The sequence below is a fragment of the Acinetobacter variabilis genome, from assembly GCF_000369625.1.
Taxonomy (GTDB): Bacteria; Pseudomonadota; Gammaproteobacteria; order Pseudomonadales; family Moraxellaceae; genus Acinetobacter; species Acinetobacter variabilis.
On record NZ_KB850113.1, the window covers coordinates 607,071 to 620,310 of the forward strand.

Below are 13,240 nucleotides of genomic sequence, written 5' to 3' on the forward strand. Positions count from 1 at the left end.
CAAAAGGATGAATTGATTCATCCTTTTTTTATTGGCATGCTGTGCGCAATGGTTCAGGAATATTGATGAATGCGGATTAGTATCATTGGGGCAGGACGAGTGGCTTATCATCTTGTCCGTGTATTGTCAGCACAACATGAAATTGTACAGATCTACAGCCGGACTCTGGATAAAGCACAGCAACTGGCTAATCGATTTAAAGCGCAAGCTATCGCTCAACCTGAGAATCTGAATCAGAATATAGATTTGATCATCATTGCCGTGAGTGATCAATCAATTGCTAATGTCATCAGACAAGTCCATTCTTATTTGCAAGATGTGCTGATTGTCCATACTTCGGGTAGTACTCACCTGAATGTTCTAGCAGATATACATGCAAAGTCTGGCGTCTTTTATCCATTGCAAACCTTTAGTCTGGAACGTGAAATCGACTGGGAAAATACGCCTTTATTTATTGAAGCATCTGACCCAACAGATCAAGAAATCTTAACCCATTTAGCAAATAGCCTAAGCAAAAGAGTTTATCAATATAGTTCGGACCAACGTTTGAGCTTGCATCTGGCTGCTGTGTTTGCCTGCAATTTTAGCAATTACTGTTATGACATGGCTAAGCAGGTGGTAGATGCACAACAGGTAGATTTTAGCCTGCTTTATCCATTGATTCTGGAAACAGCCAATAAGGCGACGCAAAATGATCCTCGCCAAGGACAGACGGGACCTGCGATGCGTGGTGATCAGAATATTCTGAATATGCATCAGCAGATGCTAGAGCAATCTCAACGACAAGACTTGGCAGGTGTGTATAAATTACTCAGTCAGCAGATTTTAGAACGCCATCATAGCTAATAAAAAAGCGCTGAATAATCAGCGCTTTTTAGACTTATAGATATTAAGAAATTTTCTTAAAGATAAAGTCATTAATCTTGTGGCCAGCTTCGATTCCGCGACGCTCAAACTTGGTTTGTGGACGCCATTCAGGGCGAGGATAGCTGTTGCCTTTATCCGCCAGATTTTCTAAACGTGGACGTTCTTCCAGAACTTCCAGCATCCACTCAGCATACGGTTCCCAGTCTGTTGCAGCATGGAAAGTACCGCCAAGTTCCAGTTTTTGCTCAACCAATGACATGCGGTCATGAGATACAAAACGGCGTTTAAAGTGACGTTTTTTCTGCCATGGGTCAGGGAAGTACAACTGAACGGTGTTAATGCTATTGTCTGGCATTTCACGAAGCACCTGAATCGCATCAGCATCCAGTACACGTAAATTAGTCACGCCCGCCATACCTGCTTCATACACGCACTGCGCAATCCCCGGTACATGCACTTCAATTCCGACAAAGTTACGCTCTGGATTCGCTTTAGCCATGAGTACCAGAGAGCGGCCCATACCAAAACCGATTTCTACAGTCAGCGGACGTTCAGGATGTTCAAAATACTGACGCAAATCACCTACCGGATATTCCAAAATTAAGTGACCATATTGTTCAAGCGCAGTACGTTGAGAGGTATTTAATGGCGCTGAGCGGCGCATAAACGTCACAATTTCACGGTGCTCGCTTAAATTGTCCAGCTCCACGACTTGCTGGTCTAATTGATCGTTCGACATAATTTTGGCAAATCTAAAAATTCAGAATGCGGTATTTTAAGTCCTGAGCGGTGCAAGTCAAACTTTTCTCGGTATTTCTCCATAAAAATCGAGCCAGAGATCCCAGGCAAAATAAAAGAGCCAGTTGGCTCTTTTATAGATCAAGCTTGATCAGGTACTAAAACGGTCGATCAAAGTGCTACTGGCTTCATTTAAACCAATTACGGTCACGTCTATGCCTTGGGCTTTAAACTTCTGGATGACATTATTGAGCATATTTACTGAAGTCACATCCCAGATATGTGCATGGGTCAGATCCAGCTCAACATGATCCAGCTTTTCTTTAAAATCAAAAAACTGGTAGAACTTTTCTGTACTACTGAAAAAGATCTGTCCAGAAATTTTATAGCTACGTGAATTAGGCTCATGCAAATAAGTCGAGACATGTACAGTTCTTTCTAGCTTATTAATAAAGAACAAAGCAGAGAGCAATACACCGACAAATACACCGAGCGCCAGATTATGAGTAGCAAGCACGACAGTTATCACAGCAATCATCACGGTATTAAATTCTAGCGGATGCTTGCCAAACTGTTTGATTGCACCCCACTGGAAGGTGGTAAATGACACCATAATCATAATAGCAACCAGCGCAGCCATTGGAATATAAGCCAGCCAGTCTTTCAGGAAGACCACCAGACACAGCAAAAACACGCCAGCCACCAAAGTGGATAAACGGGTACGTGCACCTGAAGAGACATTGATAATCGACTGACCAATCATGGCACAACCGGCCATTCCGCCCATAAAACCGCTGACAATATTGGCCATACCCTGACCACGACATTCCCGATGGCGGTCACCTTCAGTTCCGGTAACTTCATCAATGACCGTAGTGGTCATCATACTTTCAAGCAGACCTACAGTGGCTAAAGTAAAGGAATAAGGCAGGATAATCTGCAAGGTTTCCAGATTCAGTGGAATTTCTGGAAGAAGAAAGACGGGTAGGGTATCTGGAAACTGTCCCAGATCGCTCACAGTACGCATATCTGCACCAAGCAATAACGCAAGTGCGCTCAGCACGACGATACAGATCAGAGGCGATGGAATCGCTTTACCGATTTTCGGTATATAAGGAAACAGATAGATAATTATCAAACCTACTAAAATGAACAGATAACCCGTACTGTCCATCCGGTTAATTTCCGGGATTTGTGCCACAAAAATCAGGATCGCGAGGGCATTCAAGAAACCATATACCACAGCCTGCGACACAAAACGCATCAGCTTGGCAACTTTAAAAAAGCCCGCAATCACCTGAATAATCCCGGTCAGAATTGTGGCTGCAAGCAGATATTGCAAACCATGATCCTTGACCAGCGTAATCATCAGTAGCGCCATTGCACCAGTCGCCGCAGAGATCATGGCAGGACGGCCACCGAAAAAGGCAATGGACACCGCAATACAGAAAGAGGCATACAAGCCGACTTGCGGATCAACACCTGCAATCGCAGAAAAAGCAATAGATTCAGGAATCAGGGCCAGTCCAACCACCAGACCTGCCAGCACATCAGTCCGGATATTGGAAAACCATTCTTCTTTTTTCAGGTTAATCACGAAATATCATCTAAATTTTGAGAACCTGCGTATCTTAAACAGATACAGATAAAAATCTACACAAGATTGACTTGCAAAAGCCTGTAAATTCCTCAATATTGGATATGTAACTGTGCCGAATCACAGTTACGCTTTTTTGCAATTTACAGGTTTGATCACTTGAAAGTTTGTCAGAAGCGATTTAAAACATTGAGAAGTGTATAACAAGGATCAGAAATGAAGCTTTACTATTCGCCAGGCGCATGCTCTTTGGCAGCTCATATTATTTTAAATGAAATTAATGTCGATTTTGATTTGGAACGTGTTGACTTAAAAACCCATAAAACAGAAAAAGGTGCAGATTATTACGAAATTAACCCAAAGGGTTATGTCCCAGCACTAGAAATTAATCCGGGTTTAATTCTTACAGAAAATGTTGCAATTTTACCGTTTCTTGCTCAACACGATCCAAAACAAGATCTGATTCCTCCTTCTGGCATGGGACGTGCCAAAGTGCTGGAGTGGTTAGGTTATCTCAACTCAGAGTTGCATGATGCTTATGCTGTCTTCTTCACAGGAAAATTATCAGATGAAGCCAAAGAAAAAGCCTATGCAGAAATTGACCGTTTATTGAGTTATATCGATAAGGCCATTGGTGAATCGGACAATGATTATCTGGTCGATGATAATTTCGGTCCGGCAGATGCTTACCTATTTGTTCTGACCAACTGGTCGAACCAGATTGAACATGATCTGAGTCCATATAAAAATATTATTCATATCCGCAATAAGGTTGCAGAACGTCAATCTGTACAGATTGCAATGCGTGATGAAGGTTTAATCCCTTAATCACAAAATTTTGAAAAAGCGCCGTAGGGCGCTTTTTTATTGCTTCCAAAGTAATTGTTGATATTTAGTCAATAATGATTTGCAAAATCACTGCTTTTTAGCAATAAGCAGAATCTATATAGTGCCCGTATAAATTTTTGGTTTCAGGTTCTTTCCATGAAAAATATTCTATTAATTAACGGCGCAAAAGCTTTCGCCCATTCAAATGGTCAGTTAAATGATACTTTGGCCGAACTGGCTCAAGAAGTATTAACAAAGCTGGGGCATCAGGTTCAGGTGACTCGTGCTGATAGTGAATATAATGCAAAAGCAGAAGTGGAAAAATATCTTTGGGCAGATACGGTCATTTACCAAATGCCAGGCTGGTGGATGGGTGCGCCGTGGCCAGTGAAAAAGTATATTGATGATGTTTTTACCGAAGGGCATGGCAGCCTATATGCAAATGATGGTCGCTCACGTTCAGATGCTTCAAAACAATACGGCTCAGGTGGCCTGATTCACGATAAAAACTATATGTTATCTCTTACCTGGAATGCACCGATGGATGCGTTTACGGATACCGAGCAGTTTTTTCATGGCGTGGGTGTAGATGGCGTTTACCTACCTTTTCATAAAGCCAACCAATTCTTGGGGATGCAGGCTTTACCGACATTTATTGTGAATGATGTAATTAAAGCCCCTGAAGTTGAAGCGTATATTACACAGTATCGTGAACATTTAATTCAAATTTTTGCTTAACCAGGAGATATGACCATGCTAACCGTTATTGCTGAAATCATTTGTCATTCGGAACAAGATATGAAAACAGTGCTGGATTCATTTAACAACATCCGCGCACAGGTATTACAAGAGCCAGGCTGTCATCTTTATGATGTTTATATTGATCATCCAGAGATTGAGAGCCGATTACAGACCAAAGTGCCTTTTTCAATCATGATGTTTGAAAAATGGGAAAGTATTCAGCATCTGGAAACCCATATGCATAGTGTAAATATGCAGCAACATGCTAAAGCCACTCAAGGTGCGGTTGCGAGTGTAAAGATCCGAATTTTAGAAGCACTTTAAGCTGTAATTCTCAGTTTGAAAGAGTTTGTGATATTTAATTTTATTTGAACTCTTGTGGCTGATTAAATTGAACCTGTTCAAATTTTAGTGCGTAGCGGTGTTTTAAAGTGGACCATTGAACTTTGGCAGGTTGCGTCTGTTCTGCAAATTCATTTTCATCTGTTGTAGTTTTTACCTTGCCTGTTAAAAAGTTAATGCTTAGTGCTGTACTCTCACCCGAAGCACGGTGAAAATCATCTACATCATAGCCGATCAGCTTAAAAGCATTATTTTGGTATCGGAATGTATAAGTATGATTGGTGACATACCATGAACCACAGCTTAGCCAGTAATATAAATGAACCCGAAGTACACCTTTTTGAATGCTTAAGGCTTCGGATTCACCAAGTGGATCAGCGAGACAAGGTGATTCAACATCACCTTCGTTTGGCAAAGTAGTATTGCTAGCTGCAAGCTGATAACCACTTTCTTGCTTGAATAAAATCAAAAGTTTTCGTTTGTTGGTATTCAGAACATGATTGCCTACACCTGCATTTGCAACAAGGTTTTCGGGATTAGTATCTTCAATAATCAGCGCGAGATCTGCTTGACCGTCCTGATTTAAATCGCCTTGCGTTTTTTCTAGAACTTTCCAGTTTTTCGGAATAAAAGATTGATAGCTTGATTTGAAAGAACTATCTGTCTGAGGTTTTGCACATGCATTTTGTGTAAATGCTATACACAGCAGGGTGCTAAATAGGAAAGGCAGTTTGATCTGATGAAGCATCGGTTTAAATTCCTTTTATTTATAATTTTTTTGATGGTCAAAGCTGAGTAATAAGTTTAGCCAACAAGGTTAAGTCATTTCTTTGAATATTGGATAGATATTTATGGTGAACTTTAAAGCTTTTTTATAAATTCAACTATGGGGATTTGAAGTTCCTATTCAAATTTGTCTAAACCAAGAAGTGAACTTTTAATATTCAATCTTCAAATTTAACTTGGGTATCTAAATTTAAAAGTTCAGGAGTTTGCTAGAAACTCCTGAACAGATCGATATGATTCAAATAATCTTTTAAGCTTCTAGCCCTGATTATTATTTAAAGAAATAACCGGTTTCAGGTGAGCTGGCATTGGCCATGCGTTTGCATGGCATACGGCCGGCAAGGAATGCTTCACGACCAGCTTCAACCGCTTTACGCATCGCAGAGGCCATTAAGACCGGATTTTGTGCTGCTGCAATCGCCGTATTCATTAGTACGCCGTCACAGCCCAGTTCCATGGCAATCGCTGCATCACTTGCTGTACCGACACCTGCATCAACCAGCACAGGCACTTTGGCATTTTCTTTAATGATCGAAATTGTATGTGGATTCAGAATCCCCATACCAGAACCGATCAGGCTCCCCAAAGGCATGATTGCTACGCAGCCCATACTTTCCAGTTCTTGTGCTACGATCGGATCATCTGAGGTATAGACCATGATTTCAAAACCGTCATCGATCAGGGTACGCGCTGCTTTCAAGGTTTCAGTAATATTTGGATAAAGCGTCTTTTCATCACCCAGAACTTCCAGTTTTACCAAGTTATGACCATCCAACAGTTCACGTGCCAGCATACAGGTGCGTATTGCGCTATTGGCATCAAAACAGCCTGCTGTATTTGGCAAAATGGTGTATTTTTCTGGTGGAACTACTGAAAGCAGGTTCGGTTGGTCCGGATGCTGACCAATATTCACCCGGCGAATAGCAACCGTTACAATTTCTGCACCGCTGGCCTGAATGGCCTGATCTGTTTCATTTAAATCTTTATATTTGCCTGTGCCTACTAAGAGACGAGACTGAAATTGGCGTGAACCGATCTGTAATAAATCTTGCATAATTGTTCCAAGTGTTATTAGCCGCCACCGACTGCGTGAATAATTTCTATTTTGTCCGCTTCGCAAATGGGCGTTTCACCCAATCTGCTTTTAGAAATAATCATTTCATTTACCTCAACAGCAAAGCGCTTACCCTCAAGCGCCAGACTTTGAACCAGTTCCAGCAGGTTCTTGCATTGAGTTTCTTGTTGTTCGCCATTGATATATACCAGCATCTTGGCAACCCTCCATGATTATTGATTAAAGCATCAGACCTATTTGAGGTATTTTACGGCATTCCAGGCCAGAATTAACCAGCCAGCAATCATTAAGGCACCACCAATTGGCGTAATTGCACCTAAACCGCGCGGCAGACCTAGTGCCATGATATAGAGTGAGCCACAGAACAGGAAAATCCCCGCCTGAATCAGGAGAAAACTCCATTTGATTGGCAATTCAGGAATCACTCGGCTGATCACTGCCAGAATAAGTAAGCCAAGAGCATGGTAGAAGAAATAATCTGTGGCCGTTTGCCACCAGGTCAACTGTGCTTCAGTCGCTCGAGTCTTTAAACCATGGGCACCAAATGCGCCGAGTATGACCGCAAGCGCAAGATTCAGTGCTGAAATCGCAATCCACATTTGAATTGATCTTCTCAATAAAGTTTGCGCTTAACCTTAGCATAAAAGCAGAGACCGAAACACGACATTAAAAGACAAAAAAGCCTTCATATATGAAGGCTTTTTTAAGATTAGTAGCTTATTAATTCAACACGTCAGTTTGAAGACATTGCCACTTTGATTTTTTCCATTGCATTCTTTTCAAGCTGACGGATACGTTCAGCGGAAACATTATATTCAGCTGCCAGTTCATGCAAGGTTGACTTTTCATCATCCAGCCAGCGACGCTGCAAGATATTACGAGAACGGTCATCAAGCTGTTCCATCGCTTCATGTAGGGCAGAGGTACTTTGTTCCTCATAGTCTTCATTTTCAATCAGACGTGCCGGATCATAACGGTTGTCTTCCAGATATAGTGCTGGAGCAACGTGAGTTGAATTTTCGTCATCATCGTCACCTGATGCTTCAAATGCCGCATCATAAGCTGTCAATCGGCCTTCCATTTCCAGCACCTGTTCTGGCGTTACATTCAGGTCATTGGCAATCGACTGAGCTTCTTCAAGCGTTAACTTTTTAGATGACTTTTTCAGGCTACGTAAATTGAAGAACAGTTTACGCTGCGCTTTAGTGGTCGCAATTTTGACAATACGCCAGTTACGAATTACATATTCATGAATTTCAGCTTTGATCCAGTGCACCGCAAATGACACCAGACGTACGCCCATATTCGGGTCAAAACGTTTAACGGCTTTCATCAGGCCAAGGTTGCCCTCCTGAATCAGGTCACCTTGAGGCAGGCCATAACCTGCATAACTACGTGCAATATGTACCACGAAACGCAAATGAGACATGACTAGCATTTTTGCTGCGTCCAGGTCTTGGTCGTAGTAATAGCGTTCGGCCAACTCTTTTTCTTGTTCGGCCGTTAAAATAGGAATTTGATTGACAGTGCTAATATAAGCACCAAGATTGACACCTGGCGCCGATAATGACAGGGGCATCAATTGATTGCGGCTGTCACTCATGTGTTCTCCTTGAAGTGCGGGGGATTTAACCCTTAACTAGGTTTTATCTTAATCTAAACTCTCCTCAAATAATGGATATTTGGGTAGAGAAATGTAAACTTTTATACGAGTATGGAGAGCATCCAGTTTAATTGAAAATTTTTAAGATTCAATCAGGTAGTGATATTCAGTTGCAGAAATCTGTTGAGATTCGCATTTTAACTGATGCATTTGGCAATATCGTGTAACATCAGTTTGACTATGTGGATCTGATGACTTTAGCAAGAATGTTTTGCCCTGATCTGCTTTTAATGCACGCTTTAACATCAGGAGCGGCATCGGACAGGGTTTACCCATGGCATCAATAATATGCGCTTGACCGTGGTTATCACTCATTTCCGTTTTATTCATATCGCAAAAAAAAGGCTATAAATATTAGCAAATAGGATGCCAAAACCCAACTATTTGGCTAAAAAGTTACATGAAATAATATATATAATTTTTCTGATATATATTGTGAAAAAAATAACTAAATCAAAAGGAACAAAGCTAAAAAATATCTATTAATTGTCATAAACCCATGTTAAGCTCGTTGCGTATTTAGGATTTCAGATAAACAAATTGATTGTTTTTCGCCCTATACACAATGGATGTAACCGGGATTTTGTTAATAGTTTTACAGAATGATTACAAGCTTAAAAATAATATTTTCAAACTTGTTTGCTCTGCTGTTTGCAACACCGGGTGGTCCTTTTTTTAGTATCAATGAGGATTAACTTATGACAGCTGCTCGTGAACAAGGCGTAGTTAAATGGTTCAACGACACTAAAGGCTTCGGCTTTATTCAACGCAACGGCGGTGATGACGTATTCGTTCATTTCCGTGCAATCCAAGGCGAAGGCCACCGTTCACTTCGTGACGGCCAACGTGTTGAATTCAGTGTAGTTAAAGGCCAAAAAGGCTTCCAAGCTGAAGAAGTTCAACCATTAGACTAATCTTCGGATTAAGCTAATAAACGCCCCAATATAAATTGGGGCGTTTTTTGTTTATACTATTCCATCTTAGTGATTATCAAATTAGAGCAGCGCTTTATGTCATCTGGTTTTGAAACCTTAAATTTACATCCCCAACTGAAAAAGGCAATTGATGCTTTAGGCTTTACTTCCATGACGCCGATTCAGCAGAAGGTTTTAAAATTCACCTTGGCAGGACATGATGCTATTGGTCGTGCACAAACGGGTACGGGTAAAACTGCCGCATTCCTGATTAGCGTGATTAATGACTTGCTGAACAATCCGGTAAAAGAGCAGCGTTATCGTGGTGAGCCACGTGCACTGATTCTGGCACCGACTCGTGAACTGGCATTACAGATTGAAAGCGACGCGCATGAGCTGACCAAGTTTACTGACCTGAGTGTGGTAACACTTCTGGGTGGTGTAGATTTTGACAAGCAGAAAGCTCAATTGGATAAAGCGCCAGTCGATATCATGGTGGCAACGCCAGGGCGTCTGATTGATTTCGTCGAGCAAAAAGAAGTCTGGCTGGACCAGATTGAATTCCTGGTGATTGATGAAGCTGACCGTCTACTGGATATGGGCTTTATTCCATCAGTAAAACGTATCGTGCGTTTCTCGCCACGCAAAGAGCAGCGTCAGACACTGATGTTCTCTGCAACCTTTAGCTATGATGTGTTGAATCTGGCACAGCAATGGTTGTTTGAACCGGTCACTGTCGAAATCGAACCAGAGAAGAAAACCAATGCCGACGTTGAACAACGTGTTTATATGGTCGCGAAGGCAGATAAATATAAATTGCTGCAAGACATTCTGCGTGATGAACCGATTGAAAAGGTAATGATTTTCGCTAACCGTCGTGATCAGGTGCGTAAGCTCTATGACCATTTAAAACGTGATGGTTATAAGGTGGTGATGCTGTCAGGTGAAATTGCTCAAGACAAACGCCTGAAAATGTTAGACCAGTTCAAAAATGGTAAACATAACATCATGATTGCGACAGACGTTGCCGGTCGTGGTATTCATGTAGACGGCGTATCCCATGTGATTAACTTTACTTTGCCTGAACAGTCAGATGATTATGTACACCGTATTGGTCGTACCGGTCGTGCGGGAACGCGTGGTGTAAGTATCAGTTTCCTGGCGGAAGATGATGCGTTCTATCTGCCAGAGATTGAAAAAGCAATTGGACAGAAATTACCGCTGACCCGTTTGGAAGGTTATTGCTAATCTAAATTGCAAAAAAAACCGCTCTTAAAGAGCGGTTTTTTTATTGTTGCACATGTTGAAGCTTATTTAGCCTCACAACGGAACGTTAAAACAGTCTGATAATCATCATTCTGGTTCAATCCGGTATTGGTGCCGGCAATATTGCCTAATACAGTCGCAGCAGCCTGAATCATTTGTCCGGTCTGTTCATCGACTACACCTTTTAGTGCACCATCATAAGAAGTTTTTTCATCCAGAATAATCGCAGTTGCTTTGGAGCCACAGGTTTTGCTGGCGGCATTCACTGCATTATTTTTAGAGGTTAACTGGTTTTTACCTAATCCTGTTACTTCAAACTGATTATTTTCCTTTTGAACCGCTACTGAAGTCGGGTTAGATGCACAGGCAGTTAAAAGTAGAGCTGAAGCTGCTAGTCCGCTGATCGCAATTGTTTTTTTCATCATAAAATCTCGCTTGAAAACAGAACTGGGGATATTGAAACACAGTAAAAAGCACAGAATTAGGAGCTGTTGTATAAGTTTGGCAATTTTTGATGTCGCTCTATGAGAGAAAAGTGAATGAAAGAGGCATTTTATTGATTCCACGGAAAATATTGTAATCTTCCTTAAATATTTTCAAGGTAAAGGCTATTGCAAGTTTCTAGAGTATTGTTAGTGGAATATGCTAATCTTGACCATAGTTTTTAAGTTATAGATCTATAAAGCAATGACGGAATCTGTGGTCGACATCGTTCATCAAAATATTCACCAACGTCAATCAATAGGGCATTTGCTGGCACCTGCACCGAATGCAGAGCAGTTAGAACTGGCATTTAAAGCTGCTTTGACAGCACCAGATCATCACCGATTGAAGCCTACCACTTTTGTGATCATCCCGGATGCGCAACGTGAAGCATTTGGCGAACTATTATCACAAGCACTGATAGATTTGGGTCAAACTGAATCAGCTCAGATTGAACGGGTCAAAAATCATCCTTTTCGTGCACCTTTGCTGGTACTGGCATTAACCCGTTTGCAGGATCATCCTAAAGTGCCACATTTTGAACAGATTCTGAGTTCAGGTGCCGCTATTCAAAACTTCCTGCTGTCTTTACAGGCTCAAGGTTTTTCAACCATGTGGCGTAGTGGCGCAGTGGTAGAATCAAAATTTTTCAAGCAGTCGCTCGGCATTGGTAAAGATGATCTGGTTTCTGGCATTATCTATATCGGTACGGCGGCAAAAGCGATTGCACCACGTGCTGAAATCCAAACCCAGAATTATGTAAGTTATTGGAATCAAAACTAAGGCATTTCAAGACACAGGATATTAGAAAGCAAGATGTCAGAATTAAATTTTACCAATTTGATTGAACCGGTTGCGGTCAACCAGAATACGGCTTTAAGAATTACAGTTTTAGGCGGTGGTAGTTTTGGTACTGCAATGGCCAATACCGCGGTTCGAAATGGCTGCGATACCATGATCTGGATTCGTGACCCGGAAGTAGCTGAAGATATTAATGCAACACATATCAATAAGCGTTATCTTCCGGATTTTAAGCTGGAAGAAAATCTGCTTGCTGTGTCCGATCTGGAGAAGGCTGTTCGTGATCGCGATATTATTTTAGTCGCGATTCCAAGCCATTCTTTCCGTGATGTATTGCAGCAGATCAAGCCTTTTATCACATCTCAAGCGGTGATTTCCCTGACAAAAGGGATTGAAGCCAATACTTTCAGCTTTATGAGTGACATCATTCGTGAAGAACTACCGGAAGTGCCTTATGGTGTGCTGTCTGGTCCAAACCTGGCCAAGGAAATTGTCGCAGGACAGCCGGCAGGTACGGTGATTGCCAGTGAATCTGAACTGGTACGTTATGCAGTGCAACAAGCACTCCATAGTGCGTTATTCCGTGTTTTTGCCAGTGATGATGTACATGGCGTAGAACTGGGCGGTGCACTGAAAAATATTTATGCGGTCGCAATGGGAATGGCGGCTGCCTATAATGTTGGTGAGAATACCAAGAGTATGATTCTGACCCGTGCTCTAGCGGAAATGAGTCGGTTTGCAGTCAAGCTGGGTGCAAACCCGCTGACTTTCCTTGGGCTTTCAGGTGTAGGTGATCTTTTTGCCACCTGTAATAGTCCGCTAAGTCGTAACTATCAGGTTGGTTATGCATTAGGTAAGGGTAAAACCCTAGAGCAGGCGACGACTGAACTGGGGCAGACGGCAGAAGGGATTAACACGATTGTGCAGGTAAAAGCACGCTCAGAAGAGCTGGATGTGTATATGCCGATTACAACTGCTTTGTATGAAGTGATCTTTGAAGGAGCGCCGCCGCTGACGATCGCTTTATCCTTGATGAAAAATGGTCATCGCAGTGATGTCGAATTTGTCTTGCCACATCATCAAGTCTGATCTATAACACAAGAAGCACGATGATTAAGATGCTGACTGATGATCGTAAC

Annotated in this window: 17 protein-coding genes; 8 read left to right on the forward strand and 9 right to left on the reverse strand. The window is 41.8% G+C overall.

Annotation, left to right across the window (positions count from 1 at the left end):
• Positions 1-69 precede the first annotated feature (69 nt).
• Positions 70-846, forward strand: a complete 777-nt coding sequence (locus F897_RS08520) for a Rossmann-like and DUF2520 domain-containing protein (protein WP_005235060.1) — start codon at positions 70-72, stop codon at positions 844-846.
• A 43-nt stretch (positions 847-889) separates the two neighbouring features.
• On the opposite strand, the gene trmB is transcribed toward F897_RS08520, so the two are convergent.
• Positions 890-1,606 (reverse strand): tRNA (guanosine(46)-N7)-methyltransferase TrmB, encoded by a 717-nt coding sequence (trmB, locus tag F897_RS08525; protein WP_005235062.1) that lies wholly within the window; start codon positions 1,604-1,606, stop codon positions 890-892.
• A gap of 150 nt (positions 1,607-1,756) precedes the next feature.
• Complete coding sequence (locus tag F897_RS08530) at positions 1,757-3,202, reverse strand: SulP family inorganic anion transporter (protein ID WP_005235063.1); 1,446 nt, start codon at positions 3,200-3,202, stop codon at positions 1,757-1,759.
• A gap of 216 nt (positions 3,203-3,418) precedes the next feature.
• Here F897_RS08530 and F897_RS08535 point away from each other — a divergent pair, with 216 nt between their 5' ends.
• The 3 genes from F897_RS08535 (at position 3,419) to F897_RS08545 (ending at position 5,095) form a co-directional block, all read left to right on the forward strand.
• On the forward strand, positions 3,419-4,030 hold the full coding sequence (locus F897_RS08535; RefSeq protein WP_004782472.1) for a glutathione binding-like protein: 612 nt from the start codon (positions 3,419-3,421) through the stop codon (positions 4,028-4,030).
• Positions 4,031-4,186: 156 nt separating this feature from the next.
• Positions 4,187-4,768, forward strand: coding sequence for an NAD(P)H-dependent oxidoreductase (locus tag F897_RS08540; RefSeq protein ID WP_005235065.1), 582 nt, complete (start codon positions 4,187-4,189; stop codon positions 4,766-4,768).
• A 15-nt stretch (positions 4,769-4,783) separates the two neighbouring features.
• Entirely contained in the window at positions 4,784-5,095 is a 312-nt protein-coding gene (locus tag F897_RS08545; RefSeq protein ID WP_005235067.1) for a putative quinol monooxygenase, read from the forward strand.
• 40 nt (positions 5,096-5,135) lie between these two features.
• Here the strand turns inward: F897_RS08545 and F897_RS08550 are convergent, their stop codons facing one another.
• The 6 genes from F897_RS08550 to F897_RS08575 form a co-directional block, all read right to left on the reverse strand.
• Positions 5,136-5,861: a hypothetical protein gene (locus tag F897_RS08550; protein WP_005235069.1), complete on the reverse strand. Its 726-nt coding sequence runs from the start codon at positions 5,859-5,861 to the stop codon at positions 5,136-5,138.
• Between the two features lie 309 nt (positions 5,862-6,170).
• Positions 6,171-6,953 carry a thiazole synthase gene (locus tag F897_RS08555; protein WP_005235071.1) on the reverse strand — a complete coding sequence of 261 codons (783 nt, stop codon included), beginning with the start codon at positions 6,951-6,953 and terminating at the stop codon, positions 6,171-6,173.
• A 17-nt stretch (positions 6,954-6,970) separates the two neighbouring features.
• Entirely contained in the window at positions 6,971-7,168 is a 198-nt protein-coding gene (gene thiS / locus F897_RS08560; RefSeq protein WP_005235073.1) for a sulfur carrier protein ThiS, read from the reverse strand.
• A 39-nt stretch (positions 7,169-7,207) separates the two neighbouring features.
• Entirely contained in the window at positions 7,208-7,573 is a 366-nt protein-coding gene (locus F897_RS08565; protein WP_005235075.1) for a DUF423 domain-containing protein, read from the reverse strand.
• Positions 7,574-7,707: 134 nt separating this feature from the next.
• Entirely contained in the window at positions 7,708-8,577 is an 870-nt protein-coding gene (gene rpoH, locus F897_RS08570; protein ID WP_005235076.1) for an RNA polymerase sigma factor RpoH, read from the reverse strand.
• Positions 8,578-8,718: 141 nt separating this feature from the next.
• Positions 8,719-8,952: a sulfurtransferase TusA family protein gene (locus F897_RS08575; RefSeq protein WP_175968201.1), complete on the reverse strand. Its 234-nt coding sequence runs from the start codon at positions 8,950-8,952 to the stop codon at positions 8,719-8,721.
• A gap of 383 nt (positions 8,953-9,335) precedes the next feature.
• Between F897_RS08575 and F897_RS08580 the strand changes: the two genes are divergently transcribed.
• Positions 9,336-9,551 (forward strand): cold-shock protein, encoded by a 216-nt coding sequence (locus tag F897_RS08580; RefSeq protein WP_004782461.1) that lies wholly within the window; start codon positions 9,336-9,338, stop codon positions 9,549-9,551.
• Positions 9,552-9,647: 96 nt separating this feature from the next.
• Positions 9,648-10,799, forward strand: a complete 1,152-nt coding sequence (gene rhlB, locus F897_RS08585; RefSeq protein ID WP_004782458.1) for an ATP-dependent RNA helicase RhlB — start codon at positions 9,648-9,650, stop codon at positions 10,797-10,799.
• Between the two features lie 62 nt (positions 10,800-10,861).
• On the opposite strand, the gene F897_RS08590 is transcribed toward rhlB, so the two are convergent.
• Positions 10,862-11,239, reverse strand: coding sequence for a hypothetical protein (locus F897_RS08590; RefSeq protein WP_034170065.1), 378 nt, complete (start codon positions 11,237-11,239; stop codon positions 10,862-10,864).
• 265 nt (positions 11,240-11,504) lie between these two features.
• On the opposite strand from F897_RS08590, the gene F897_RS08595 reads away from it, so the two are divergent.
• Together F897_RS08595 and F897_RS08600 are read left to right on the forward strand one after the other, a co-directional pair.
• The gene (locus F897_RS08595) at positions 11,505-12,083 is read left to right on the forward strand and encodes a nitroreductase family protein (RefSeq protein ID WP_004782456.1); all 579 of its coding nucleotides are present in this window, start codon (positions 11,505-11,507) and stop codon (positions 12,081-12,083) included.
• A gap of 33 nt (positions 12,084-12,116) precedes the next feature.
• Positions 12,117-13,190, forward strand: a complete 1,074-nt coding sequence (locus F897_RS08600; protein ID WP_005235078.1) for an NAD(P)H-dependent glycerol-3-phosphate dehydrogenase — start codon at positions 12,117-12,119, stop codon at positions 13,188-13,190.
• Positions 13,191-13,240: the final 50 nt, after the last annotated feature.

Coding starts and splice junctions, on each gene's coding strand:
- F897_RS08545 (WP_005235067.1), top strand. CDS start 4,784: ATGCTAACCGTTATTGCTGAAATCATTTGTCATTCGGAACAAGATATG.
- F897_RS08540 (WP_005235065.1), top strand. CDS start 4,187: ATGAAAAATATTCTATTAATTAACGGCGCAAAAGCTTTCGCCCATTCA.
- F897_RS08535 (WP_004782472.1), top strand. CDS start 3,419: ATGAAGCTTTACTATTCGCCAGGCGCATGCTCTTTGGCAGCTCATATT.
- F897_RS08600 (WP_005235078.1), top strand. CDS start 12,117: ATGTCAGAATTAAATTTTACCAATTTGATTGAACCGGTTGCGGTCAAC.
- F897_RS08550 (WP_005235069.1), bottom strand. CDS start 5,861: ATGCTTCATCAGATCAAACTGCCTTTCCTATTTAGCACCCTGCTGTGT.
- F897_RS08595 (WP_004782456.1), top strand. CDS start 11,505: ATGACGGAATCTGTGGTCGACATCGTTCATCAAAATATTCACCAACGT.
- thiS (WP_005235073.1), bottom strand. CDS start 7,168: ATGCTGGTATATATCAATGGCGAACAACAAGAAACTCAATGCAAGAAC.
- rpoH (WP_005235076.1), bottom strand. CDS start 8,577: ATGAGTGACAGCCGCAATCAATTGATGCCCCTGTCATTATCGGCGCCA.
- F897_RS08575 (WP_175968201.1), bottom strand. CDS start 8,952: ATGAGTGATAACCACGGTCAAGCGCATATTATTGATGCCATGGGTAAA.
- F897_RS08555 (WP_005235071.1), bottom strand. CDS start 6,953: ATGCAAGATTTATTACAGATCGGTTCACGCCAATTTCAGTCTCGTCTC.
- F897_RS08520 (WP_005235060.1), top strand. CDS start 70: ATGCGGATTAGTATCATTGGGGCAGGACGAGTGGCTTATCATCTTGTC.
- F897_RS08590 (WP_034170065.1), bottom strand. CDS start 11,239: ATGAAAAAAACAATTGCGATCAGCGGACTAGCAGCTTCAGCTCTACTT.
- trmB (WP_005235062.1), bottom strand. CDS start 1,606: ATGTCGAACGATCAATTAGACCAGCAAGTCGTGGAGCTGGACAATTTA.
- F897_RS08580 (WP_004782461.1), top strand. CDS start 9,336: ATGACAGCTGCTCGTGAACAAGGCGTAGTTAAATGGTTCAACGACACT.
- rhlB (WP_004782458.1), top strand. CDS start 9,648: ATGTCATCTGGTTTTGAAACCTTAAATTTACATCCCCAACTGAAAAAG.
- F897_RS08565 (WP_005235075.1), bottom strand. CDS start 7,573: ATGTGGATTGCGATTTCAGCACTGAATCTTGCGCTTGCGGTCATACTC.